General features: G+C 68.2%; 18 protein-coding genes, 1 tRNA gene and 2 pseudogenes. 4 read left to right on the forward strand and 17 right to left on the reverse strand.

Going from position 1 to position 24,315, the window contains the following annotated elements:
* Positions 1-17: 17 nt before the first annotated feature.
* Together KY500_RS02285 and KY500_RS02290 are read left to right on the forward strand one after the other, a co-directional pair.
* On the forward strand, positions 18-2,921 hold the full coding sequence (locus KY500_RS02285) for a UPF0182 family protein (protein WP_219902173.1): 2,904 nt from the start codon (positions 18-20) through the stop codon (positions 2,919-2,921).
* 176 nt (positions 2,922-3,097) lie between these two features.
* A tRNA-Met gene (locus tag KY500_RS02290) sits at positions 3,098-3,171 on the forward strand.
* 71 nt (positions 3,172-3,242) lie between these two features.
* Here KY500_RS02290 and KY500_RS02295 read toward each other — a convergent pair.
* A complete protein-coding gene (locus KY500_RS02295; RefSeq protein WP_219902174.1) occupies positions 3,243-4,133 on the reverse strand; it encodes an RNA polymerase sigma-70 factor in 891 nt (296 codons plus the stop codon).
* A gap of 137 nt (positions 4,134-4,270) precedes the next feature.
* On the opposite strand from KY500_RS02295, the gene KY500_RS02300 reads away from it, so the two are divergent.
* Positions 4,271-5,476 carry an NAD(P)/FAD-dependent oxidoreductase gene (locus tag KY500_RS02300; protein WP_219902175.1) on the forward strand — a complete coding sequence of 402 codons (1,206 nt, stop codon included), beginning with the start codon at positions 4,271-4,273 and terminating at the stop codon, positions 5,474-5,476.
* Between the two features lie 33 nt (positions 5,477-5,509).
* Here KY500_RS02300 and KY500_RS02305 read toward each other — a convergent pair whose 3' ends face one another.
* The 13 genes and pseudogenes from KY500_RS02305 to KY500_RS02360 form a co-directional block, all read right to left on the reverse strand.
* Complete coding sequence (locus tag KY500_RS02305; protein ID WP_219902176.1) at positions 5,510-5,875, reverse strand: hypothetical protein; 366 nt, start codon at positions 5,873-5,875, stop codon at positions 5,510-5,512.
* Positions 5,876-6,256: 381 nt separating this feature from the next.
* Positions 6,257-9,010, reverse strand: coding sequence for a bifunctional acetaldehyde-CoA/alcohol dehydrogenase (gene adhE, locus KY500_RS02310; protein WP_219902177.1), 2,754 nt, complete (start codon positions 9,008-9,010; stop codon positions 6,257-6,259).
* Positions 9,011-9,286: 276 nt separating this feature from the next.
* Complete coding sequence (locus KY500_RS02315; RefSeq protein WP_219902178.1) at positions 9,287-10,429, reverse strand: cysteine desulfurase family protein; 1,143 nt, start codon at positions 10,427-10,429, stop codon at positions 9,287-9,289.
* Between the two features lie 45 nt (positions 10,430-10,474).
* Positions 10,475-11,347, reverse strand: coding sequence for a carboxylating nicotinate-nucleotide diphosphorylase (gene nadC, locus KY500_RS02320; RefSeq protein ID WP_219902179.1), 873 nt, complete (start codon positions 11,345-11,347; stop codon positions 10,475-10,477).
* Positions 11,341-11,835 (reverse strand): hypothetical protein, encoded by a 495-nt coding sequence (locus tag KY500_RS19700; protein WP_370626922.1) that lies wholly within the window; start codon positions 11,833-11,835, stop codon positions 11,341-11,343. Before KY500_RS19700 ends, nadC begins: the two co-directional genes overlap by 7 nt.
* Positions 11,836-11,907: 72 nt before the next feature.
* Positions 11,908-12,989, reverse strand: a pseudogene (locus KY500_RS02325) (L-aspartate oxidase); the annotation flags it as partial.
* 2 nt (positions 12,990-12,991) lie between these two features.
* Complete coding sequence (gene nadA, locus KY500_RS02330) at positions 12,992-14,332, reverse strand: quinolinate synthase NadA (protein ID WP_219902180.1); 1,341 nt, start codon at positions 14,330-14,332, stop codon at positions 12,992-12,994.
* A 44-nt stretch (positions 14,333-14,376) separates the two neighbouring features.
* Entirely contained in the window at positions 14,377-15,069 is a 693-nt protein-coding gene (locus tag KY500_RS02335) for an NUDIX domain-containing protein (RefSeq protein ID WP_219902181.1), read from the reverse strand.
* Between the two features lie 142 nt (positions 15,070-15,211).
* Entirely contained in the window at positions 15,212-15,970 is a 759-nt protein-coding gene (locus KY500_RS02340) for a polyprenol monophosphomannose synthase (protein ID WP_219902182.1), read from the reverse strand.
* A gap of 4 nt (positions 15,971-15,974) precedes the next feature.
* Positions 15,975-16,244 carry a hypothetical protein gene (locus KY500_RS02345; RefSeq protein WP_219902183.1) on the reverse strand — a complete coding sequence of 90 codons (270 nt, stop codon included), beginning with the start codon at positions 16,242-16,244 and terminating at the stop codon, positions 15,975-15,977.
* A complete protein-coding gene (locus tag KY500_RS02350) occupies positions 16,211-17,500 on the reverse strand; it encodes a glycosyltransferase family 39 protein (RefSeq protein ID WP_219902184.1) in 1,290 nt (429 codons plus the stop codon). The genes KY500_RS02345 and KY500_RS02350 overlap by 34 nt, the downstream gene beginning before the upstream one ends.
* A gap of 103 nt (positions 17,501-17,603) precedes the next feature.
* Positions 17,604-18,983 (reverse strand): HAMP domain-containing sensor histidine kinase, encoded by a 1,380-nt coding sequence (locus tag KY500_RS02355; protein ID WP_219902185.1) that lies wholly within the window; start codon positions 18,981-18,983, stop codon positions 17,604-17,606.
* A 13-nt stretch (positions 18,984-18,996) separates the two neighbouring features.
* Positions 18,997-19,671 (reverse strand): response regulator transcription factor, encoded by a 675-nt coding sequence (locus tag KY500_RS02360; RefSeq protein WP_219902186.1) that lies wholly within the window; start codon positions 19,669-19,671, stop codon positions 18,997-18,999.
* A 192-nt stretch (positions 19,672-19,863) separates the two neighbouring features.
* Between KY500_RS02360 and KY500_RS02365 the strand changes: the two are divergent.
* Positions 19,864-20,597 (forward strand): annotated as a pseudogene (locus tag KY500_RS02365) (carbon-nitrogen hydrolase family protein).
* Between the two features lie 287 nt (positions 20,598-20,884).
* Here KY500_RS02365 and KY500_RS02370 read toward each other — a convergent pair.
* The 3 genes from KY500_RS02370 to KY500_RS02380 all read right to left on the reverse strand — a co-directional run bounded on the left by KY500_RS02370 (position 20,885) and on the right by KY500_RS02380 (position 24,311).
* A complete protein-coding gene (locus KY500_RS02370; protein ID WP_219902187.1) occupies positions 20,885-22,972 on the reverse strand; it encodes a DUF222 domain-containing protein in 2,088 nt (695 codons plus the stop codon).
* Positions 22,973-23,088: 116 nt separating this feature from the next.
* The gene (locus KY500_RS02375) at positions 23,089-23,475 is read right to left on the reverse strand and encodes an ATP-dependent DNA ligase (RefSeq protein ID WP_255579732.1); all 387 of its coding nucleotides are present in this window, start codon (positions 23,473-23,475) and stop codon (positions 23,089-23,091) included.
* A 149-nt stretch (positions 23,476-23,624) separates the two neighbouring features.
* A complete protein-coding gene (locus KY500_RS02380) occupies positions 23,625-24,311 on the reverse strand; it encodes a TetR/AcrR family transcriptional regulator (RefSeq protein ID WP_219902188.1) in 687 nt (228 codons plus the stop codon).
* Positions 24,312-24,315: the final 4 nt, after the last annotated feature.

Below are 24,315 nucleotides of genomic sequence, written 5' to 3' on the forward strand. Positions count from 1 at the left end.
GAGCAAGAGGCCAATTCGTGAGTTCATCATCCGCCGGAAGCGCTCCACGTCGGAGCCGTGCCCCGCTAGCCATCACGGCAGCGATCATCGCAGGGCTGGTGATATTGTTCTTCATCTTCGCCGGGCTGTACGCGGATGTGTTGTGGTTCGACCAACTCGGCTTCCTCAGCGTGCTGACCACCCAGTGGGTGGCCGGTGCCGTGTTGTTCCTGGTCGGCTTCCTGGGCATGGCGATCCCGGTCTGGGTGAGCATTCAGCTGGCCTACCGCCTGCGTCCCGTCTACGCGAAGCTCAATTCGCAGATCGACCGCTATCAGCAGGTGATCGAGCCGCTGCGTCGCCTGGCGATGTACGGCATCCCCGCTCTGCTCGGTCTGTTCGCCGGCGTGGCCGCTGCCACGCACTGGCAGACCATCCTGATGTGGCTCAACCGCACGGATGCCGGCACCACGGATCCGCAATTCGGCTTCGACGTGTCGTTCTTCCTCTTCGACCTGCCGTTCTACCAGTCGCTGCTCGCATTCAGCTCGGCCGTCGTGCTGATCTCCGCCCTCGTCGCGCTGGCAACCTCGTACCTCTACGGAGCCATCCGCATCACCGGCCGCGAGGTTTACGTGGCCAAGGCCGCGCGCGTTCAGATCGCCGTGACCGCCGCCGTCTACCTGCTCCTGCAGGGCGTGAGCATCTGGCTCGACCAGTACTCCACCCTCACCCAGGCCAATGACCTGATCACCGGCGCCGGCTACACCGACGTCAGCGCAACCATCCCGGGCCGCGCCATCCTGGCCGGCATTGCCGTCTTCGTCGCGATCCTCTTCGTGGTCACCGCGTTCATCGGCCGCTGGCGCCTGCCCGTCATCGGCACCGCGCTGCTCATCGTGTCGAGCCTGCTGATCGGCTCGCTCTACCCCTGGGTCGTGCAGCGCTTCCAGGTCGACCCGAGCGCCAAGACCCTCGAGGCCCCGTACATCCAGCGCAACATCGACCTGACCCGCGACGCCTACGGTGTGGCGGATGTGGAAGAGATCCCGTACACCGCCACGACCGAGGCCGAGCCCGGCGCCCTGCGTGCCGACGCCGAGACCACGGCCAACATCCGCATTCTCGACCCGGCCCTGGTCAGCGACGCGTTCGCCCAGCTCGAGCAGTTCAAGCAGTACTACCAGTTCCCGTCCAACCTCTCGGTGGACCGGTACACGATCGACGGCAAGTCCCAGGACACCGTGGTGTCGGTTCGAGACCTCAACCTCGACGGCCTGAGCAGCGAGACCTGGGTCAACTCCTCGGTCGTCTACACCCACGGTTATGGTGTGGTCGCCGCGTACGGCAACCAGCGTTCGGCCGACGGCCAGCCGGTCTTCCTCGAATCGGGTATCCCCACCTCGGGTGCGCTCGGCGAGTACGAGCCGCGCGTGTACTTCGGTGAAACCTCGCCCACGTACTCCATCGTCGGCGCCCCCGAGGGCAGCGACCCCGTCGAGTTGGACTACCCGTCCGGCGAAGACGGCGCCCAGCAGACCTACACGACCTTTTCGGGCGACGGTGGGCCGAGCCTGAACGGCCCGTTCAACAAGCTGATCTACGCGCTCAAGTTCCAGTCCGAGCAGATCTTCCTGGCCAACGCCGTCAACGACAAGTCGCAGATCCTCTACGACCGCGACCCGGTCACCCGCGTGCAGAAGGTCGCCCCGTACCTCACCCTCGACTCCGCCCCGTACCCCTCCGTGGTGAACGGCCGGATCAAGTGGATCGTAGACGGCTACACGACCAGTGCCAGCTACCCGTACTCCACGGCCGTGAGCCTGAGCAACGCGATCGCTGACACCGAGACGCCCGAGCAGCCGTTCGCGCTGGACAACATCAACTACATGCGTAACTCGGTCAAGGCCACCGTCGATGCGTACGACGGCTCGGTGACGCTCTATGCCTGGGATGAGAACGACCCGCTGCTGCAGACCTGGCAGAAGATCTTCCCGACCACGGTCGAGCCGATGAGCGAGATGTCCGGCGACCTGATGAGCCACGTGCGCTACCCGGCCGACATGTTCAAGGTGCAGCGCGCCATCCTCGGCAAGTATCACGTGACCGACCCCGGATCCTTCTATTCCGAGGACGACGCCTGGACCACGCCGAACGACCCCGTGTCTCCGAGCACCAACACGACCCTGCAGCCGCCGTACTACCTGACCATGCAAATGCCCGGCCAGAAAGCACCGTCGTTCTCGCTGTACTCGACCTTCATCCCCAACGCGTCCGGGGAGACCAGCCGGAACGTTCTGACCGGTTATCTCGCGGCCGACGCGGATGCGGGGGCCACCGATGGTGAACGGGCGGATGGCTACGGCAAACTGCGCCTGCTGACGCTGCCGAACGACATCACGGTACCCGGCCCCGGCCAGGTGCAGGCGAAGTTCAACGGTGATCCCACGATCTCCGCCGAGCTCAACCTGCTGAAGCAGGGTCAGTCCACGGTGCTCAACGGCAACCTGCTGACACTGCCTGTCGGTGGCGGTCTGCTCTACGTGCAGCCCGTATACGTGCAGTCCACCGGTGAGACCAGCTACCCGCTGCTGCAGAAGGTCCTCGTGGCCTTCGGTGACCAGATCGCGTTCGAGGACACACTCGATACGGCGCTCAACGTGCTCTTCGGTGGCGAGTCCGGCGCTAATGCCGGCGACACCGATGTGCCCGCCGTCACCACTCCGGAGGGCCAGACGCCCACCGACGGCACCACGGTTCCGTCCACCCAGACCGGCAACCCGGAGGTCGACGCCCAGCTGAAGACGCTGCTGGCTCAGGCAAAGCAGGCCATCGCCGACAAGCAGTCAGCTCTGGCCGCCAACGACCTCGCCGCCTTCGGGGTCGCCGACAAGAAGCTCTCCGACACCGTGGCGAGCATGCTCACGCTCATCGGTCAGTAACGGCCGCTTGAGCCCAGACGCGGGCGGTGCACCGGGGAAACCCGGTCGCACCGCCCGCGTTTTGTCTGTGTCCGGCGCCTGCAGAAGCGGATGCCGGACCGACTCGGGTGCGACTCGCCCGGGGGGAGCGCTCGATTCGAAGGCCTTGGGGAACTGTGGTAACTTAGTTCTTGTAGCGCGGGGTGGAGCAGTTCGGTAGCTCGCTGGGCTCATAACCCAGAGGTCGTAGGTTCAAATCCTGCCCCCGCAACAGAAACAAAAGTCCCGGTCTCGAAAGAGACCGGGACTTTTGCGTTAACCCGGAGTCCGCCATAGGGCCGCTCAGCGCAGGGCACCGAGCTTCTGCGGGTTCAGGACGAAGAAGATCCGGTTGATGCCGCGGTCGTTCACGCCGATGCTGCAGACGATGTAGGGCTCGCCGTCCTTGCGGAAGACGAACGCGTCGGAACCGTTCACCGGAGTCAGCTGCATGTCGACGTTGCCCTGGAGCTTCTGCAGCGTACCCAACAGGAACCGCCCGACATGATCGCGCCCCTCGATCGGCCGTCGAGCTGCGGACACGATCCCGCCGCCATCCGAGTAGAGCACGATGTCGTCGGTGAGGAGAGTCTGCAGACGCTGCACGTCTCCGCTCTGAGCGGCGGCGAGGAAAGAGCGCAGCAGCCTGTTCTTCTCGGCGACGGTCACCCGGGTGCCGCTGCTCTCGGTGAGGTGCTGGCGGGCACGCCGGGAGAGCTGGCGGGCATTGGCCTCGGTGGTGCCGATGACCTCCCCGATTTCGCGGTACGGATAGTCGAAGGCCTCATGCAGCAGGTACACGGCTCGCTCCATGGGGGTGAGTCGCTCCATCAGCAGCAGGATCCCGACCTCGAGTGCCTCGGTGTTCTCGGCCCCGAGCTCCGGATCGGCACCCGTGAGTACGGGCTCGGGGAGCCAGGGGCCAATGTAGGTCTCGCGGCGCAGGCGCGACGAGGTGGCCACATTGATGGAGAGGCGGGTCGTCATCGTCGTCAAGAAAGCGGCGGGGCTGTGGATGCCCGTACGGTCGGTGCCCTGCCACCGGATCCAGGCATCCTGGACGATGTCCTCGGCCTCAACCGTGCTGCCGAGCATCCGGTAGGCGATTCCGAAGAGCCGGGGACGCAGGGACTCGAACTCGTCCGCCACGTCGTCGATCTCCGATGCTGCGGCGTCGCTCCGGTTGCCTCGCATCGGCATCCCTTCGTCGCTTGGGCCGGGATTGTGAACAGTTTTTAATGTACTCCGCCCCTGAGCGCTGCCGTGTCACGTTTGCGCGGTGTCCGCGGTCAGTACTGATAACACGCGCGCAGTCTCGACAAGGAGAACGAATGAGCAGACCTTTCGACCAGACGGTCGTCGTCATCGGGGCCGGCTATGCCGGCATCCTGGCGGCCAACCGCATCCAGGCCTCGCTGACGCCCGCGGAGGGCCTCCGGGTGCGCGTGCGGCTGGTCAACCCGGCACCGCACTTCATCGAACGGGTGCGCCTCCATGAGGCGGCTGCCGGGGTGCGTGTGACCGCGGCGATACCCCTGGACGAGATGCTCCATGGCCGGGTCGAGGTTGTGCTGGGAACGGTCCTGCGTATCGACGCGCCGGCGCATGCCCTGACCGTGGACACCCGCAGCGGGGTGATCAGCGAGCCGTACGACATCCTCGTCTACGCGGTGGGGAGCGTCGCCGCGCTCGGTGCGCCTGGCGCCGAACTCTACGCGCACCTGCTGAGCAACGTCCAAGGTGCGGAGTCGGCGCGCCGGGCGATCGCCACGGGCAGGGCCGACCAGCGCATCGTCGTCGTCGGCGGAGGTGCGACGGGCGTCGAGGCCGCGGCGGAGTTCGCGGAACGGCACCCGAGAGCATCCGTCACCCTGGTGTCGCGGAGCGAGGTTCTCGGGAACCTCCCCGCGGCGTCCCGGCGGTCGGTGGCCCGGTCGCTGGCGAAGCTCGGCGTCGAAGTGCGGGAGTGGAGCGACGTGCGCCGGGTGCAGGCCGACGCCGTCGAGCTCTCCGACGGCACGCGGATTCCCAGCGACGTCACCGTCTGGACCGCCTCATTCGCGGTTCCCGATCTCGCCCGCCGCAGCGGCCTCGACATCGACTCGATCGGCCGGTTGCTGGTCGACGAGGAGCTTCGCACGGTCCGGTACCCGGAGATCCTCGGCGCAGGGGACGCGGTACGTCCGCCGTCCTCCGTCGGCTCCCACCTGCGCATGGGCTGTGCCATCGCCATGCCCCTCGGCGCCCAGGCGGCGGACAACGTTCTGGCAGTTTTGCGCGGTGAGACCCTGACGACACTCAATGTGGGGTTTGGTGCCCAGTGCATCAGTATCGGCCGAAGAATGGGGCTGATCCAGCTGCTCACCGCAGCGGATGAGCCGCGCCCGCTGCGGATCACCGGCCGGGCCGGTGCGCTGGTCAAGGAGTTCGTCTGCGCAGTCATCGCCACAGGGTCGCCGCGACGCGAGCGCACCCGTCCCGGTTCGCTCATGTTCCCCTCCGGGCCCAAGCGCATGCCCGTGGGCTCCAGGCGCTGAAGCCAGCGCTGTGACGAGTCCTGGCGGTCGGAGCTACTGCAGTGCGACCATCGAGGTCAGATAGCTCGGCTGGCTGACGTAGAAGGTGACGCCGTCCACGTTCGCCAGGGCCGGATTGTCGTCGCCCCAGCGCTCGCCCAGCAGCGTGGCGGTCACCGGCTCGTCGGACTCGGTGTACCCGGCCGCCGTCAGTTCCGCTCGGGTCGCGCTCCAGGTGCCCTCATCCATCGCCATCTGGCCGTACCAGAGCGGAACGTCGCCTCCGTCGCTGGTCCAGTAGCAACTCAGCCCGCCCTGGTCGACCATCGAGGCCATCAGACCGCTGTGGCCTCCAGGCAGGTCGGTCTCAAGGGTCCAGCCCGCCGCGGTGATGTCAGCCAGGGCCGGTGCTGACAACATGTTCTCGCAGGTTGGATCGACAGCGAGGTCGCCGGTCGGCGGTGCAGGTGTCGGTGTGACCGTCGGGGTTGCGGTCGCCGGTGGGGCGACCGGCGTGCCCGGGGTCGTGGACGGTGCAGTTGCCCCCGACTGGACGCCTGCGGCGCAACCGCTGAGCATGAATAGTGCGGCCAGAACCGCCGTTGATCTGCGAAGCATGTGTTGTTCCCCCACCTCGATGTGAACCCCCGTGCGTGGCCTGATACGCACTCTACCCGGGCTGTCACCGCGTCGCGCCTACGACGACGGCGTGCCCGACCGGACGCAAAAACGGCCCCGCACAGAAGTGCGGGGCCGTAATGGTGGTGCAGGTCGAACGGGTGCTGCTGTGACGCGTGGAGCCTACTTGCCGGCCTTGCGGGCCGGCTTCTTGGCGTCCGCGGTCGTGGCGGCAACCTCTGCACCGGTCTCGAGTGCCGCGTCGCCGACGGCGGTGCGTCCGGCGCGAACCTCGGCGAACGAGGTGCCGTAGTACGCGGCTTCCATGAGGGTCTTCATGTCCTCGAGCATCGGCATCCGCGGGTTGGCGGGTGCGCACTGGTCGCCGTAAGCGCCCATGGCGAGCGAGTCGAGGCGGCTGATGAAGTCTTCCTCCGGCACACCCTGCGCCTGGAAGGACGGCTTGATGCCGACCTTGTCGCGCAGCTGCTCGACGGCCTGGGCGTAGGACTCGACGCCCTCGGCGGGAGTCGAGGCCGGCAGGCCCAGGTGCTTGGCGATCTCCTGGAAGCGCTCCGGGGCGATGTAGTGCTCGTACTTGGGCCAGCTGGTCAGCTTGGTCGGGACGGTGCCGTTGTAGCGGATCACGTGCGGCAGGTAGGTCGCGTTGACCCGGCCGTGGATCAGGTGCAGCTGGGCGCCGGTGACGTGGGCCATGGCGTGGACTATGCCCAGGAACGCGTTACCGAACGCCATGCCCGAGATGGATGCGGCATTGTGCATCTTCTCGCGAGCCTTGATCACGGTGTCATCGGTGCTGCCGATGGTGCCCTTGACGCTGGTCTCGATGTTCTCGAAGATCAGCTTGATCGCGTGCAGGCAGAGACCGTCGGTGAAGTCGTTCGCATACACCGAGACATACGCCTCGGTGGCGTGGGTCAGGGCGTCGAAGCCGGAGTCGGCGGCGAGGAACGAGGGCATCATGGCCGTGAGCACGGGGTCGATGATCGCGACGGACGGGATCAGGGCGTAGTCGGCCAGCGGGTACTTGATCCCGGTGACGTCGTCGGTGATGACGGCGAACGGGGTCATCTCGCTACCGGTGCCCGAGGTGGTCGGGATGCAGACCAGCTTGGCGAGCTCACCGAGGTCGGGGAACTTGAACGCGCGCTTGCGCACGTCGAAGAACTTCTCCTTCATGTCGGCGAATTCGATTTCGGGGTGTTCGTACAGCAGCCACATGACCTTGGCGGCGTCCATGGGGGAGCCGCCACCGAGGGCGATGATGGTGTCCGGCTTGAAGGCGCGCATTTCCTCTGCGCCCTTCTCGACGGCGGCAACGGTGGGCTCGGGGAGCACGTTGTCGATGATCTGCAGGGCGACACGGCCCTCGCGGCGGTTGAGCACGTCGAGGATCTTGTCGACGAAGCCCAGGCGGGTCATGGTCGAGTCGGTGACGATGGTGACCCGGGTGACGTCGCGCATGTCGGCCAGGTAACGGATGGCGTTCGGCTCGAAGTAGGTCTTCGCGGGGATCTTGAACCACTGCAAGTTGTTGTTCCTCCGGCCGATGCGCTTGACGTTGATGAGGTTGATCGCCGAGACGTTGTTCGAAACGGAGTTGTGTCCGTACGAGCCACAGCCCAGGGTGAGCGAGGGGATGAACGCGTTGTAGATGTCACCGATGCCACCGAGCGAGCTGGGGGCGTTGGTGATGATGCGGACAGCCTTGACGCGCTTGCCGAATTCCTCGATGATCGCGGGGTTTTCGCTGTGGATCGAGCCCGAGTGGCCGAGACCGTCGAATTCCACCATCTGCTCGGAGAGCGAGATGCCCTCTTCGGCGTCCTTGGCGTGCATGACGGCGAGAACCGGGGCCAGCTTTTCGCGGGTCATCGGCTCGTGCGGGCCGACTCCGGAGACCTCGACCAGGATGATCGACGTCTCTTCCGGAACGCTGAAACCGGCCTGCTGAGCGATCCACACCGGCGACTTGCCGACGACGTTCGGGTTCAGCTTGGCGCCGGCGCAGTTCTCCGAGTTGGCCTGAACACCGAAGATGAACTCCTCGAGGAGGGCCTTCTCTTCTTTGTTGGTGCGGTAGGCGTGCAGGATCTTGAACTCGGCCATGGCCTCGTTGTAGAGGGGCTCTTCGATGATGACGGCCTGCTCCGAAGCGCAGATCATGCCGTAGTCGAAGGCCTTCGAGAGCACGACGTCGTTGACGGCACGCTTGAGCTTGGCGCTCTTCTCGATGAAGGCGGGCACGTTGCCGGCGCCGACGCCCAGGGCGGGCTTGCCGCAGGAATACGCGGCGCGAACCATGGCGTTACCACCGGTGGCGAGGATGAGGGCCACACCGGGGTGGTTCATCAGCAGGGTGGATGCTTCGAGGGAAGGCTGTTCAATCCACTGGATGCAGTTGGCGGGGGCGCCTGCTGCGATGGCGGCGTCGCGGACGACGCGGGCGGCGGCGGCGGATGATTCCTGCGCGGCCGGGTGGAAGCCGAAGATGATGGGGTTGCGGGTCTTGAGCGCGATGAGGGACTTGAAGATCGCGGTGGACGTACAGTTCGTGACCGGGGTGATGCCACAGATGACACCGACGGGCTCGGCGATCTCGGTGATGCCGGTGAGCTCGTCGCGGCTGATGATGCCCACGGTCTTGAGGTTCTGCATGCTGTTGGTGACGTGCTCGCACGCGAAGAGGTTCTTCACGGCCTTGTCTTCGAAGACACCACGGCCGGTCTCAGCGACGGCGTGCACGGCGAGCGTGGCGTGCTGGGACAGAGCGGCGACGGAGGCCTTCTTGACGATGAAGTCGATCTGCTCCTGGGTGAAGTCCGCGTAGTCCTTCAGCGCGACGTTGCCGGCGGCAACCAAGGTGTCGATCTGTGCAGCTATGGGAGTGGCGACTGGTCGGTCTGTGATCGTCATAGTTTTCCTCCTGGACAACCCGATCTGGGATCTTTGTCTCTGGTTCAAACTTAGGACTCGTCCGGGACCGAAACACGTGCCAAAGGTCCCACTCGGGTGGCATTTCCGCGGCCGCGGAACCCGGCCGCCGAGCCCCGGCCACTCCGTGCCGAATCACGCTCAACCAGCACAAATGGTGCCGAACCGGACATGTGCACCCGGTGTGCCGGCACCATTTGTCCGTTTCGGGTACAGATACCGGGCGGTTTTGGGGCTCGGCGCGGCGGGCGGGACAGGTCAGGTGGCGAGGCCGCGCACGGCGGCCACGGCCTCGCGTACCCGGGTGGCGGCCTCGGCCAGGTCTGCGGCGCTGGTGCCGGCCGAGAGGGTGAAGCGCACCGCGGACTGGGCGAGGTCGGCGGGGATGCCCAGCGCCGTGAGCACATGCGACGGTTCGTCGCTACCGGCGGCGCAGGCGGATCCGCTCGAGCAGACGATGTCGAAGCGCTCGAGCTCGAGCAGCACCGCTTCCCCTCCGGTACCGGCGAAGGTGAACGAGGCGTGGCCGGGCAGCCGGTGTAGCGGATGCCCCGTCAGGGCGGCTCCCGGCGTGCTCTCGAGCACCGCGGTAACGAAGGCGTCGCGCAGGGCGGACAGGCGTGGTGCGAGGTCGACCCGCTCGGCCTCGGCCAGGTCGAGGGCCGTGGCCAGGCCCACGGCTCCGGCAACGTTCTCGGTGCCGCTGCGTTTGCCGCGTTCCTGCCCGCCGCCGTGCAACACCGGCTCCACCGGCAGCCGGCCGCGCAGGTACAGTGCGCCCACGCCCTGCGGGGCGCCGAGCTTGTGCCCGGAAATACTCAACGCGTCCACGCCCAGCTCGGTCACGTTCAGCGGCAGCCAGCCGGCCGCCTGTACGGCGTCGGTGTGCATCGGCACGCCCGCCGCCCGGGCGATCGCGGCGAGCTCCCGGATGGGCTGCACGGTGCCGATCTCGTTGTTGGCGTAGTGGATGCTGACGATTGTGCTGTCGGGCCGGATGACCCGGCTGAGGTCGTCGGGGTCGACCCGGCCGGTGGTATCCGTGGGCAGCAGGGTGATCTCGAAGCCGTGCAGCCGGTGCAGGTAGTCGCAGGAGTCGAGCACCGCCTCGTGCTCGAGGGCAGTGGTGATGATGTGCCGGCCGCGCGGGGCGCCGAGCGCGAGGCCCTTGAGGGCGAGGTTGTCGGCCTCGGTGCCGCCGCTGGTGATGGTGATCTCGCCGGGGCGGCAGCCGAGCACCCGGGCGATGCGCCCGCGCGCGGTCTTGAGGGTCGCCGCCGCGGCCTCGCCCACCCGGTGGTGGCTGGACGGGTTGCCGAACCCCTGTGTGAGGATCGGCCAGATGGCCTCGGCCACCTCGCGGCGGAGCGGCGCGGTAGCGGCGTTGTCGAGGTAGATCATGGCTTCTCTCCAGAGAACGGGGCCGGGCGGCCGGGCGCGTGAACGCTACTCGGGGAACACGGCCTCGGGCAGGATGACGACATCAAGCCCCAGGTCGAGCGAGCGCACGCTGTGGGTGAGGGCGCCCACCGAGATGACGTCGACACCCGACTCGGCGATGCGCCGCACGGTGTGAAGCGACACCCCGCCGCTGGCCTCCACGATGGCGCGGCCGGCGACCTGCCGCACCCCCTCGCGCAGGGCCTCAGCATCGAAGTTGTCGAGCATGATGGTGTCGATACCGGCCGCGAGCACGGGCTCGATCTGCTCGAGGGTGTCCACCTCCACCTCGAAGTGGGTGGTGTGCGAGAGTCGAGCCCGCACGGCGAGCAGAGCCTCGGTGAGGTCGGTGCCGTCGGCGCTGAGCACGGCCAGGTGGTTGTCCTTGGCCATCACGGCGTCGGAGAGGCTGAAGCGGTGGTTGTGGCCGCCGCCGTCGCGCACGGCCTGGCGCTCCACGGCGCGCAGCCCGGGGGTGGTCTTGCGGGTGTCGACGATGCGGGCGCGGGTTCCCTCGGTTTCGGCCACGTACTCTGCGGTGAGCGTGGCGATGCCGCTCATCCGTTGCACGAAGTTGAGCCCGATGCGCTCTGCGGTGAGGATGCCGCGAGCCGGACCTGAGGCCTCCGCGAGGAGGTCGCCCGCGGCGAAGGCGGTGCCGTCGGCGACGTGCAGGTGCACGGTGATGCGGGCGTCGACCAGGCGGAACGCGGCGGCGAACACGGCGCCGCCGCTGAACACGCCGGCCTCCCTGGCCACGAGCTGGGCGGTGGCGACGGCGTCGGCGGGGATCAGCATCTCGCTGGTGAGGTCGCCCCACGGGGCGTCCTCGTCGAGGGCGGACCGCACAACGGTCTCGATGGCGTGAGTGGTCAGCATGCGATGCCCTCCGAAGCGATGGATGAAGCGGTTACCAAGGTGCGCTCGTCGGGTCGCACCGTGAAGCGGGGCCGGGCCAGCTCCAGGCGGGTGTCCGGGAAGTCGGCGCGGTGGTGCGCCCCGCGGGACTCCTCTCGGGAGAGGGCGGCGGCCACGATCAGCCGGCCCAGGTCGAGCAAGTTGCCGGTCTCCAGCTGCGCGGCCGTTGCCAGCGCCCGGTCCACGGGGTGCCAGCCGGCCAGCGTCGCCGCCGCGCCGGCGAGGTCGGCGCCGGAGCGGTGCACACCGGCAGCCTCCCAGAGCAGGTTCTGCAGCGTGACGCGGTCGACGAAGCCAGGGCTGAGAGCAGTGGCGGATACGTCGGCCGCGTCCGTTGTGCCGTCGAGCCCGGCGCCCGGGACGTCCGAGTCGGCGTCGGTCTCGGTCGCGAAGTACGGCGCGGGCTGCTCGGCCTCGCTCAGCGACCGCACGGCGCGGTCGGCGAACACGGCGGCTTCCAGTAGCGAGTTCGACGCCAACCGGTTGGCGCCGTGCGCTCCGGTGCGGGCGGCCTCGCCCACGGCGTAGAGGCCGGGCAGCGAGGTGCGCCCCAGCCGTCGGTGGCGACTCCGCCCATCCAGTAGTGCGCTGCAGGGGCCACGGGAATCGGTTCAACGGCCCAGTCCAGCCCGTTCGCGCGGCAGGCCGCCGTGATGGTGGGAAACCGGCTCTCGAGAAGGTCCCGGCCGAGACCTGTGGCGTCGAGCAGCACCGGAGCACCGCCCTGCGCCTTCATTTGGGCGGCGATGCTGCGGGCCACGATGTCGCGGGGCGCCAGCTCGGCATCCGGGTGGATGGCGGTCATGAAGCGCTCACCTGTGCTGCTGAGCAGCACGGCGCCCTCGCCGCGCACGGCCTCGGAGATCAGCGGCGTGCCGGGCACCGCGAGGGCGGTGGGGTGGAACTGGTAGAACTCCACGTCGGCGATGGCCGCACCGGCACGCCAGGCGGCGGCGACGCCGTCACCGGTGGCGATGACGGGGTTGGTGGTGTGCCGGTACAGGGCGCCGGCGCCGCCGGTGGCCAGGATCACGGTGTCGGCGGTCACGGTGTGCCGGGTGTCGTCGGGGCCGAGCAGCACAGCGCCGGTGACCCGGCCGTCGTCGACCGTGAGGTCCACGAGCATGGTGTGCTCGTGGATGGTGATCTGGTCGCCGCCCAGCGCATGGGCTCGGTTGGCGCGCTCCTGCACGGTGGCCACCAGGGCGGCCTCGATGGCGAAGCCCGTGGCGTCGCCGCCGGCGTGCAGCACGCGGGACCTGGAGTGTGCGGCCTCGAGGCCGCGGGTGATGCCGGACTCGTCGCGGTCGAAGTCGACCCCGAACCGGATCAGGTCGCGCACCCGGGCCGGGCCTTCTTGGCAGAGCACCCGAACCGCGGAGGGGTCGCACAGGCCGGCACCGGCACGCAGGGTGTCGAGGATGTGCGCGTCCACCGAGTCGTCGGGGAACAGCGCGGCGGCGATGCCGCCCTGCGCGTAGCGGGTGTTGCTGTCCGAGAGGGCGGCCTTGGTGACCAGGGTCACCCGGTGGCCGGCGTCGGTGGCCCGTACCGCGGCGAGGAGGCCGGCCAGCCCGCTGCCGACGACGAGCACGCGGGTCATGGTCAGGCTCCGGTGCCGATGGGCGCCACCGGTGCAACGGGACCGGCAGCCGGCGGCTTGGCCGCGAGCATCCGTTCGAGTGCCACCCTGGCGCGATCGGCCACGTCGTCGGCCACCGTGATGCGGTTGAGCACCTCGGCGGGCACACCGTCGCCGCCCACGAGCGCCTCGAGCACCCAGGCGAGGTAGCCCGAGTGGATGCGGTACATGGTAGAGCAGGGGCAGACCACGGGGTCGAGGCAGAAGATGGTGTGCTGCGGGTACTGGGCGGCGAGGCGCTGCACCAGGTTGATCTCGGTGCCGATCGCGAAGGTCGAGCCGGCGGGAGCCGCGGCGATGGCCTTGGCAATGTAGTCGGTGGAGCCGTATTCGTCCGCGGCGTCGACGACCGCCATCGGGCACTCGGGGTGCACGATCACGCGCACGCCGGGGTGTTCGGCGCGGGCCGCGTCGATCTGTTCCACGGTGAAGCGGCGGTGCACGCTGCAGAAGCCGTGCCAGAGAATGACCCGGGAGTCCTCGAGCTCGGCCTCGGTGTTGCCGCCGAGGGGCTTGCGCGGGTTCCACATCGGCATCTGCTCGAGGGGCACGCCCATGGCCTTCGCGGTGTTGCGGCCCAGGTGCTGATCGGGGAAGAACAGCACCCGCTGGCCGCGTTCGAAGGCCCACTCGAGCACGGTCTCGGCGTTCGAGGAGGTGCAGACGATGCCGCCGTGCTCACCGCAGAAACCCTTGAGCGCAGCGGAGGAGTTCATGTAGGTGACCGGGATCACGGGGACCCGTCCCGAGGCATCCGGTTCGGTGCCGTACAGCTCCTCGAGCTGCTCCCAGCACTCGGTGACGGAGTCGATGTCGGCCATATCGGCCATCGAACAGCCCGCGGCGAGGTTGGGCAGGATCACGGCCTGCTCCGGCGTCGACAGCAGGTCGGCGGTCTCGGCCATGAAGTGCACGCCGCAGAAGACGATGGCCTCGGCGTCGGGCCGGCTCTGGGTGGCCACGGCGAGCTGGAAGGAGTCGCCCACGAAGTCGGCGTGCTGCAGCACCTCCTCGCGCTGGTAGAAGTGGCCGAGCACCACGACGCGCTCGCCGAGGGTGGCCTTCGCGGCGCGGATCCAGTCGCCGAGTTCACCGTTGGACGCGGTGCGGTAGCGCGCGGGCAGCTCGCCCTGGCGCGGGGACCCGGTGGGGATGACGTCGCCCATCGAGGAGCCCGGTCCGTAGCCGGGTGTGCCGGCGTCGAAGTACCAGGGGTCCACGGCGAGGTCGGGGGTGCAGGTGCTTCCCTCTGCCTTGCCGGTGCTGATCAGGCGGATGGTGCGGTCGACCGATGCGATGGTCATGTCGTGCTCCTCGGGGAGTGCGGGATAGGTCGGAGGTACAAGGTTCAGCCCACCAGCGGGCCGAGCGGGCCCTGTTCGGCGAGCGTCTGTGAGTCGTTGTAACGGTAGAGTCGCGGCGGGCGGTGCGGCACCCCGGCCAGGCGCAGTCCCGTGTCGACGACGGTGCCCGACGACTCGATCATGCGACGGAAGTTGGCCGGGTCGAGCGCGCGGCGGAGCACCGCTTCGTGGACATCGCGAAGCTGGGCCAGGGTGAAGGTCTCGCCGAGGAAGGCGTGCGCGATGCGGGAGTACTCCACCTTGGTGCGCAGGCGCCACAGGGCGTACTCGACGATGTGATTGTGGTCGAAGGCCAGGTCTGGCAGTCGGTCGGCGGGGAACCACTGCACGTTGTCATCGACGGCAGCCGCGTCGGCCTCGCCGGACTGCACGAGCGCCCAGTAAACCACCGAGACCACCCGGTTGCCGGGGGAACGGCCGAGGTCGCCGAAGGTGTACAGCTGCTCCAGGTACTTGGGGGTGAGCCCGGTGGTCTCCCGCAGGGTGCGGGCGGCGGCAGCGGCGAGTTCCTCGTCGGTGGGCAGCCAGCCGCCGGGCAGCGCCCAGAGGTTGAGGTGCGGCTCACGGGTGCGGCGCACCAGGGGGAGCCAGAGGGTCATGAAGCCGGATTCGGCGTCCGGCCGGAGGGCGAAGATGACCGTCGACACCGCAAGCACGGGCGGGTGGGGCTCGGTCATCTGGACATCCATCGACTAAAGGTTAGTGTGACTCTAACTGACGTCCATCATATAGTCACGATGACCGGAAGTGAAATTCCACGCACCCCCACCCGCGAACTGTGAGAAAAGCCCCAAAAACACGCCCGAAGACGTGCTTACCTCACAGTTCGCGAGTGGTGGTGGCCGGGGCGGGGGCCGGGTTCGCGTGCCGGGCACCGCGGCCGGTCAGTCCCCAGATCGTGACCCGGCCCATGGCCTCGATCACAATGCTGCCGCTCATCTTGGAGTTGCCGAGGGTGCGTTCGATGAACGTGATGGGCACCTCCACCACCGTGAGCCGGGCACGCACGGCGTGCAGGAGCATGTCGATCTGGAAGCAATAGCCGAGGCTGTCGACGCTTTCCAGCTGCATCCGTTCGAGCGCATCGGCGCTGTAGACGCGGTAGCCGCCGGTGACGTCGTGCTGGGGCAGGCGCAGCATGAAACGGGAGTAGAGCGAACCGCCGCGGGAGAGCATCCGGCGGTGCCACGGCCAGTTCTTGACCTCGCCGCCGGGAATCCAGCGGGAGCCCATCACGACATCCGCCGTGCGCGCTGCGGCCAGTAGGGCAGGCAGCTGCTCGGGCTGGTGCGAGCCATCGGCATCCAGCTGCACGAGATAGTCGAAGCCGCGAGCGCGAGCCCAGTCGAAGGCCTCGAGGTAGGCCGCGCCCAAGCCGTTCTTCTTGCTGCGGTGCAGCACGTGCAGCCGGTCGTCGGCGGCCGCGAGCTCGTCGGCCAGGGCGCCGGTGCCGTCCGGGGAGGCGTCGTCCACGATCAGCACATCGGCGTCGGGCACGCTGCTGCGCACCCGGCCGACGATACTGCCGAGGTTGTCGCGTTCGTTGTACGTGGGAATGATGACCACAGTGGATGGCATGTAACTACCTTGTCAGTTCGGTAACGATGGTGCGGTTGACGGTGAGGGAGGAATGCACGGTGAAGCCCAGTTGCTGCAGCACGCCGATGTCGGTGCCGGCGACGGTTTCCCGGCTGCCGACGTTGTGCAGCACCCAGACCCGGTCGGTGCCGGCGAGCCTGGAAGTGGCTTCGGCGAGGGGGATCGTGGTGTCCCAGAGCCAGTCGACGTCCTGATAGGAACGGTTGAGCATCACGTCGCTCAACCCGACGAAGCCGGCGGGGTAGAGGTGCATGGCCAGCCGTGGCCGCTGGGACGGCTTGGTGCTTTCGTCGAACACCACGGCGTCACCGGGTCGGGCTTCGGTGCGCAGGATGTCGGACACGTGCCGCCAATCGCTGCCCCGTCTTTCGCGAAGTCGGTGCGCTGCGCGAGGTAGCCGGGCGTGGCGAGGGCGCCGACCAGGAGCACAGCGATCACCTGGGTCCACCGTGGCCGCAGCGCCGCGACACCGACGGCCACGGCCAGGGCCGCCGCCGGAGCGCAGATCGACAGGTAGCGCAGCGAGTACATCGGAGTGATCAGCTGGGTGCCGGCGAGCAGCACCGCGCTCGGCACGAGCACCCAGGCCAACACCACGAGGAGCTCGGCCCGCGGTGCCCGGCCCCGGGTGCGGAATCGCGGCACGAAGGTGGCCACGACGCCGATCGCGATAAGCCCCCAGGCGAGCCCGGCCAGGGCCGGGGTTCCGAACCACTGGTGCACGGCAGCGTCGAGCACGCTGACGGCCGGACGCCGGGCGAGGAAAGAGATCTGTTCGCGCTCGCCGACTCCCCAGTAGAAGACGGGCGAGGCCAGCAGCAGCCCGGCCACGGCCGCGCCGGCCCAGGCCAGTAGTGCGCCGCGCCGGCGCCGGGAGAACAGGGCCACGACGAGCGCGTGCACCGGGATCAGAAGGGCCGTGTAGAGGAACATGTAGGCGCTCAGGGTGACCATCAGCGCATAGGCCGCCCAGAGTGCCAAGCGCAGCAGCGGGGTGGTCGGACGCGCGCGCACGATAGGCACAAGGAGTACGACGGTCCACACCGCCAGCATCGTCGCTATAGCAGTGGAGCGTGCCTCCGCACCCATGTACGTCACCCGGGGGAGCACCGCGAAGACCAGACCGGCGATCACGGCCACCCGCGTGTTGACAAGCATCCGTGCCAGCAACGCGGTGCCGGCCGTTGCGAGACCGATGGCGAGGGCGCTGGGCAGCCGGGTGGCGAGCTCCGAGGCGCCGAAGACATCGATCCAGCCGTGCAGGAAGAGGTAGTAGCTGCCGTGTACGGCGTCGATGTTGCCCAGCATGCGAAAAAACGAGGGGAGGGGACGTTCGGCCGACATGACGCTGGCCGCCTCGTCACCCCAATACGACGGAACCCAGGACCCCGCCACCGACACGAGCAAACCGAACAGCCCCAGCAGCACGGCTGCGGGTGCGAAGCCGCGTGACGACGTCAACGCGGGCCGGGTCGGCTCGACGAGCGGGGAAGCGAGAACTGTCGTCACATTCAGACCGTAGAACCCGAGGGTTAACGTTTACTCTCAGCAGGTGGAGGGGTGGCCTGCGAAGTCTCACAGACTTGACCTGGGCGGGCGGGTTGGCAGCTGATCAGCGGATGTGCCGCGGCAGCCGGATTTCGACGGCCAGCCCGGCGCCGGTGTTGCGGAGTTGCACGGTGCCGTTGGCGCGTTCCACAATCGCGTGCACGATCGCCAGGCCCAACCCCGAGCCGCCCGAATGGCTGGATCGGGAGCTGTCGGGCCGGGAGAACCTGTCGAAGGCGAGTGGGATGAACTCGTCGGGCAGCCCTGGCCCCGTGTCGACAACCGTGATGAGGGCGCCGACGCCCGACCGGCTGAGCGAGACGGTGACGCTGCCGTGGCCGGACATGGCGGTGACCGCATTGGAGATCAAATTGTCGAGGAGTTGGCCCATATTGGTGCTCGAGATGCCGTAGTACCCGACGGGGTCGTCACCGTCGATGCGGTAGACGACCTCGAGTTCGTGGCCCTCCCTTACGATCCGGGCGCGGTCGACCGACGCCGTGACCTCGCCGACAAGGCCGGGCCAGTCCGTTTCCGGCGGTGTCTGCTCGCTCTCGAGCTTGCTCAACTCGAGCAGATTGGTCGCCAGGCGGCTGAGCCGGCCAGCGGTGGCCGACGCATCCCGGATGTCGCGCTCGAGAGCCGGGGCGTCACCGGAATCCAGATGGGCCAGTTCGAGTTGCGCCTGGAGCACCGCGAGCGGGGTGCGCAGCTCGTGGCTCGCATCCGACACGATCTGTTTCTCACGGTCCACACCCCGCCGGAGCCGTTCGATGAAGTCGTTGAGGGTGCGCGCCAGCCTGCTCACCTCGTCCTTGCCGGCCGGAACGCGCAACCGGGCCGACGATCCCGTGGCGCTCAAGCTCTCCGCCTCTTCGCGCAGCCGGGTCACCGGGCGCAGTGCCGCGCCGGTGAGCAGCCAGGAGGCCAACCCGAATCCGATGGTGAGAATCAGGGTGCCCAGGGTCAGCACCCCGGTGAGCTCGTCGAGCAGCAGCGTGGGCGCCTGCTGGCTGCGGGCGGCGATGACCAGCCAGTCGCCCGAGGGCACGGTGACCGTGGTCGCCGAGACCAGATAGGTGGCCGCTGGCGTGTTGACCGTCTGCGGGTCAGGACCCAAGTCGGACAGGGCGGTGATCTGCCGGTCGAGGCTGCGCGGTAGCGACGACTTGCGCACGACCCCGTCGGGATCGATGATCGCCAGCAACTGGCCCTCGCTGGGGCTTTCGATGGCTTCGGTGGGATTGGCGGCGAGTTCGCCGATCAACGGCTCCGCGTCGTTGCGCAGCATGGTCTCGTTCGTCGCGGTGAGGATGGACTGCACCTCGAGGCGGAAAAAGAACGCGGCGGTACTGAACAGGACGGTGGCCACAAGCAGGCTGCCCACGGTGATGCGGGCCCGGATCGACAGGGCGGGCAGCCAGATGCGGCGCAGCCGGTTCACCGGGCGCCCCGCCTCACTCGGCGAGCTCCACCGCATACCCCGCGCCGCGCACGGTGACGATGCGCACCCCGGCGGCCTCGGTGTCGATCTTGCGGCGGAGGTAGCTGATGTATTGGTCGACGATGTTCGGGTCGATGTGGCTCGTGCCGTTCCAGATCTCTTCGAGGATCGTGGTGCGGTCGACGGTGGTGCCGGCGCGGCTGCAGAGCAGGCGCAGCAGCGCGACCTCCTTGGGGCTCATCGAGACCGCCCGCCCGGCCACGGTGACCCGCAGGTCGCGCGAATCCAGCACCAGGTTGCCGATCTCCAGGGTGAGCGGGGCGCCCATCGAGCGCCTCCGCATCAGAGCGCGAACCCGGGCCGAAAGCTCAGCGAAAGCGAACGGCTTGGTGAGGTAGTCGTCGGCGCCGCTGTCGAGTCCGAAGACCCGGTCGTCCACGGTGTCCCGTGCGGTCAGCAGCAGTACGGGCATGGTGCTGCCCGATTCACGGATGCGTCGGCAGATCTCGAAACCCGACATCTGGGGCAGCATCACGTCGATGGCGGCGAGGCTGAAGCCGTCTCCGGAGATGGCGATGAGTGCGTCGACGCCGTTGGACACCCGCGTGGTGTCGTAGCCCTCGGCCTGGAGCCCACGCTCGATCAGTGCGCCCATCTGGTCATCGTCTTCTACGACCAAGATCTTCATGCCGTCACCCTTCGCTCGGTCAGGTTCTCATGCTGGCACGTTGCGGCACGGTTCGCTCGCGACCTGCCGCCTCTGAAGCTGGGAAGCCGCCGCTAGGCTGACGGCATGGTGGATGCGCTGTCGACGGACGAAATCGGAGTGGCCGTGGCGCAATTCGCGCCGGGCTCCGACCAGGGGGCCAACCTGGCGGCGATGCGCTCCCTCGCCCAGATCGCAGTCAACCGGGGTGCCCGGATCGTGGTCTTCCCGGAGTACTCGTCGTTCTTCGAGCCCCGGCTGGGCGATGCATCCGTCGTCGCCGCCGAATCCCTGACCGGCCCGTTCGTTGGGGAGCTCGGACGGCTCGCCGTCGAGCTCGGCGTGCATGTGGTGGCGGAATGCTGGAAACCACCGCTGACGCAGACCGGGTGCACAACACCCTCGTGGCGATCGACCCGGCCGGGAAGCTCGTGGCGAGCTACCGGAAGCTGCACCTCTACGACGCCTTCGGCTCCCGAGAGTCAGATCGGGTGCTCGCCGGGGTTATCGAGGAGCCGGAGACCTTCCAGGTGGCCGGCATCACCGTGGGGCTGCAGACCTGTTATGACGTGAGATTCCCCGAGGTCACCCGGCGCCTCGTCGACGCCGGAGCCGACCTGGTGCTCGTGCCGGCCGAGTGGGTGCGTGGGCCGCTCAAGGAGCAGCACTGGCGCACCCTCGTGACCGCGCGGGCGCTGGAGAACACGATCTACCTGGCCGCCGCCGACCACGCCCCGCCCAGCGGTGTGGGCGCGAGCATGGTGGTCGACCCGATGGGTGTCGAGCTTGTCACGATTGGTGAGACGACGGATGTGGCGGTCGCGTGGATCTCCCCATCCCGTCTAGCCGAGGTGCGCCGGCTCAACCCGGCTCTGGCCCTTCGCCGCTTCACAGTCGCCCCTCGCTGACCCGCGAGTCCGCGGCGCCCCGTCCCGCGGCGCCCGTCGGTCGAGCCCGTCGAGACCCCGCACCCCTGTCCGCGGTCCGCGCCCACTTCGCCGGTCGAGCCCGTCGAGACCTCCGTCACCCTGTCTGCGGTCCCGTCCATCGCGCCGCTCGAGCCCGTCGAGACCTCCGTCACCGTGTCTGCGGTCCGCGCCCATCGCGCCGCTCGAGCCCGTCGAGCCCTCCGTCACCCTGTCTGCGGTCCGCGTCCATCGCGCTGGTCGAGCCTGTCGAGACCCCGTGTCGGCTGTCAGCGTCGGTGTCGGTCGGGTGTTTTGCTGGGCATGTCGATGAGGGTTTGTCCGGGGTCGATGGTGGCGGGTGGGCGGAGCCAGTAGCGGCCCTGGTTTTCGAAGATTTGCCAGCCTTGGTTGTGCAGGAGGCGGTGGTGCGGGTTGCAGAGCAGGATGCCGTGGCGGATGTCGGTGGTGCCGTGGTCGCGGAGCCAGTGGTCGATGTGGTGGGTTTCGGTGAAGGCGGGTGGTTTGTCGCAGTCGCCCCAGCGGCAGCCGCCGTCGCGGGCGGCGAGGGCGATGCGTTGGGCGGGGGTGAAGAGGCGCTCGTCTCGGCCGAGGTTGAGGGGTTGGTTGTCGGTGGTGAAGGTGATGGGCAGGGTGCCGCTGTCGCAGATGAGCCGGTCGAGGGTGGGTTGGGACAGGGGTGCGGGGTTGCCCTCGAGGTAGCCGTGCGCGGTGAGGTCTGGGGCCGGCGCGAGGATCTCGTCCAGATCCCGCAGGAGGAGAAGTCCCGACCCCGGCGGGATCACCCGGTCAGGACGGGCCGGGCCGTCGACGTGGGACGTCGGGCCCGGCGGGATAAGCGGGTCGGGCCGCGCTGGGCCGTTGAGGTGGGGTGCCGGGGTCGGTGATGGTGCGGTAGAGAAGGTCCACGTGGGTGTTGAGGTGCCGGAGGGGGTATCCGTCCCGGTGAAGGCTGAACTCCCCGCGGGGGCAGTGGTTCCGCTGTCGGAAGGGGTGCCGGTGCGGCCGGGGTTCTCGGTGGCGGCAGGATTCGCGGTGCTGGCGGGGTTCCCGGTAGTGGCAGGAGTGCCGGTGCCGGGGGTAGGCGGCGTCGGGGTGGGTGCCGTGCCGGGGGTGGTCTGGTGGGTGATGATGCGGATAGAGGGTTGGCGGCCGCCGAGGATGCGGTGGGGGTTGATCTCGGTGCCGGCTTTGAGGAGAGCGAGGAAACTGTCCGCGGCGATCTGTTCGGTGCTGCGCGGGTCATCGCGCACACTCTGGGCCCACTTCGCGCGGGCCGGGTCAACGAAGCGCACCCCGCCGCGGCGGGGACTGGTGAGGCTGTCGTAGGTGGAGAGGATGAACGCGCCCTGCTCGGGCGGGAACACCCCGTGCAGGTGCACCTGGCCGGACGGGTTCGTCCACACGCGCAAGGAGCGATCGTCCCACGCTTTGTGTTCTCGCACGATGATGCCCGCCGCGTCGAGGGAGTCCCGGGTGCGGCGGGCCCGCTTGAGCAACTGGTCCACGTTCAGGGTGCGGGCATCCTGGAGCAACTCGTCCACGGCGGTCGCGAGCACCGGCCCCGTCACGACGGTGTCGATGTCACCAAGCCCGGTCCGGATCGCGTGCGCGGCAGCCACGGACAGGGCGCCGCAGGTCACGGCCTCGGAGATCTTGTGGTGCCACGGCAACAACGCCGAATCAATCACCGCGCCACCCACGCCGCTGACCCCATCGATCCCGCCCACCCCATCCCGGCCATCAACGCCGTCGAGGCCGGTGAGTTCCGTGTCGCCGCCTGAGCCGTCCGCGACATCAGCACCATCCGTGTTGTCGAGCCCGTCACAGAGCCGGCGGGCGGCCTCGTCTTCGGCGGCAGCCTGCGCGGCGGCGGCGGCTTCGTTGTCGGCGAGCATCCGGCCCACGTCCACCAACCGGCGCGCTTCGGCCTTGGTCGACCCGGTCAGCTTCTGGATCAAACCATCCGGATCCACATACCCCTGCTGCCGCGCCAACCCGGACTGACCCAACTCCGGCCGAGACCGGTGCGCGATGGTCTTCGCCACCCACACCTGCCGGGTGCCCACCGTCTCCACAAGCCGCGCAATATCGCGCTGGCACGCGAGAGCACCCGCATCGGACAGGGCGTCGTAATCGGCACTACACGAACCCCAACGGGCGACCGCGGCGACCACATCGGCCAACGATCCCGCCGGGCCCGCCCGGCGGACCTCGGCCAGAACCGGCACCACAGAAACCGCCGGCACCACAGCGCGTTCCGCCACCCCAACCCGCGCCGGCGGCACCGTGACGGACCCCGGACGGGCCGGCTCCGGGACGGTATCGGGGGCGAAGATTGCTGCGAGGCTGGACATGCAGTGAGAGTAGCCCGATCTCGCAGCTTTGTGTGCCCCAAAAACAAGGTTGTGGAGAACTTTTTAGGCTATCCGGAACGCTCCTCGAGCAGCATCGCGAAGTGGGCCAGCAGAAGTTATTCCGGAGCGGCTACCGAGGACTTCGGCAGCGCCGTCGCAGGCTTCACCGCGAAGGACACGTCGATTCCCCCGGAACGCCCGGAGGCCACGCACCGTTCCTCGCTGGTGGCGACGAGCCCCTGGGAGCTGTTCGCCGAACGGGTGAGTTGCGCGATCCAATCGGGGTTGATGCTCGGGGTGTGTCCGCCGGTGAACTTGAAGTACAACGGGATCGCCGGATTCATCCACGCCGAACTGCGCCCGTCGCCCACTTCAATGGCGTTTCGCCAGGAGAACAGGAAACTCTCGCCTCGGCGCAGCTTCTGCACGATCACGATCTGCAGGTGCGTCAGGATTCGGTCGTCGAATTCCACAACGACCCGGTCATAAGACAGCGTGCCCATGAGTTTTCACTCTCACTTCCAGTTGGCTACGCGTGGAGCCGGAAACGGGTGCAAGTGAGGGTGGAGCACTAACAGAAGAACCGGAGTAATCTTCAACTCTCCTCGGTGTTCTGGGAAAGAGCAAGCGGTTCCGGCAACTCAGTGTGCGGTCAGGATCGCCCGGCGGGAAGGGTGAGTCCTCGCACCAGGAGCTCTATCTCCGCCCTCAGTGTGCCGGGGAGATCGGCCGCGATCTCACGACCGAGTCCGGTGCGAATGATCTCCATGTGCAGGGCCGAGAAGATGCTTCGCGCGGCCAGCGTCACGTCTACTTCGGGGCGAAGCCGGAGTTCCGCGTCAGGCTGTGCGAGGTGGCCGAGAACGGTGGCGATCGATGCCTCCAGGAGTTCGATCAGGCGCAGCGCTTCCGCGCGGAAGGCGCCATCCGGATCACCGAAGAGAATCTCGCGCTGGTAGACGGCGAGGTTCTCCCGGTGCTGGAGGCCCGAATCGAGAAGGGGGCCGAGCAGTCGCATGATCTGGTCGGAAATGTCGCCGTCGGCTTCGGCGGTCGACACGCCCCGGGCTATGCCGTCGCGCAGTGTTGTGTTGTAGACCATGGTGAGCAGTTCCGGCTTCGACGTGGCGTAGCGGAAGAGGGTTCCGATGGCGACGTCGGCCTCATCGGCGACGTCCTGTGTGGTCACGGCCGAATAGCCGCGCTCGGCGAACAGCTTCGCCGCTGCGGCGTGGATGCGCGCCCTCTTGTCGTGCTTGCTGCGCTCACGGCGACCCGCCGGTCGGGGCTGAATGGGCGAGGAAGTCCGGTCGGTGCTGACTTTCGGCGTGGTGGTCATCCGG

This window comes from Cryobacterium sp. PAMC25264, from assembly GCF_019443325.1.
GTDB lineage: Bacteria > Actinomycetota > Actinomycetes > Actinomycetales > Microbacteriaceae > Cryobacterium.

Excerpts from the sequence above, each read along its gene's own strand:
- KY500_RS02295 (WP_219902174.1), bottom strand. The coding sequence starts at position 4,133 with ATGCGAGGCAACCGGAGCGACGCCGCAGCATCGGAGATCGACGACGTG.
- KY500_RS02300 (WP_219902175.1), top strand. The coding sequence starts at position 4,271 with ATGAGCAGACCTTTCGACCAGACGGTCGTCGTCATCGGGGCCGGCTAT.
- KY500_RS02305 (WP_219902176.1), bottom strand. The coding sequence starts at position 5,875 with ATGTTGTCAGCACCGGCCCTGGCTGACATCACCGCGGCGGGCTGGACC.
- adhE (WP_219902177.1), bottom strand. The coding sequence starts at position 9,010 with ATGACGATCACAGACCGACCAGTCGCCACTCCCATAGCTGCACAGATC.
- KY500_RS02315 (WP_219902178.1), bottom strand. The coding sequence starts at position 10,429 with ATGATCTACCTCGACAACGCCGCTACCGCGCCGCTCCGCCGCGAGGTG.
- nadC (WP_219902179.1), bottom strand. The coding sequence starts at position 11,347 with ATGCTGACCACTCACGCCATCGAGACCGTTGTGCGGTCCGCCCTCGAC.
- nadA (WP_219902180.1), bottom strand. The coding sequence starts at position 14,332 with ATGACCATCGCATCGGTCGACCGCACCATCCGCCTGATCAGCACCGGC.
- KY500_RS02335 (WP_219902181.1), bottom strand. The coding sequence starts at position 15,069 with ATGACCGAGCCCCACCCGCCCGTGCTTGCGGTGTCGACGGTCATCTTC.
- KY500_RS02340 (WP_219902182.1), bottom strand. The coding sequence starts at position 15,970 with ATGCCATCCACTGTGGTCATCATTCCCACGTACAACGAACGCGACAAC.
- KY500_RS02345 (WP_219902183.1), bottom strand. The coding sequence starts at position 16,244 with ATGCACCTCTACCCCGCCGGCTTCGTCGGGTTGAGCGACGTGATGCTC.
- KY500_RS02360 (WP_219902186.1), bottom strand. The coding sequence starts at position 19,671 with ATGAAGATCTTGGTCGTAGAAGACGATGACCAGATGGGCGCACTGATC.
- KY500_RS02370 (WP_219902187.1), bottom strand. The coding sequence starts at position 22,972 with ATGTCCAGCCTCGCAGCAATCTTCGCCCCCGATACCGTCCCGGAGCCG.
- KY500_RS02375 (WP_255579732.1), bottom strand. The coding sequence starts at position 23,475 with ATGGGCACGCTGTCTTATGACCGGGTCGTTGTGGAATTCGACGACCGA.
- KY500_RS02380 (WP_219902188.1), bottom strand. The coding sequence starts at position 24,311 with ATGACCACCACGCCGAAAGTCAGCACCGACCGGACTTCCTCGCCCATT.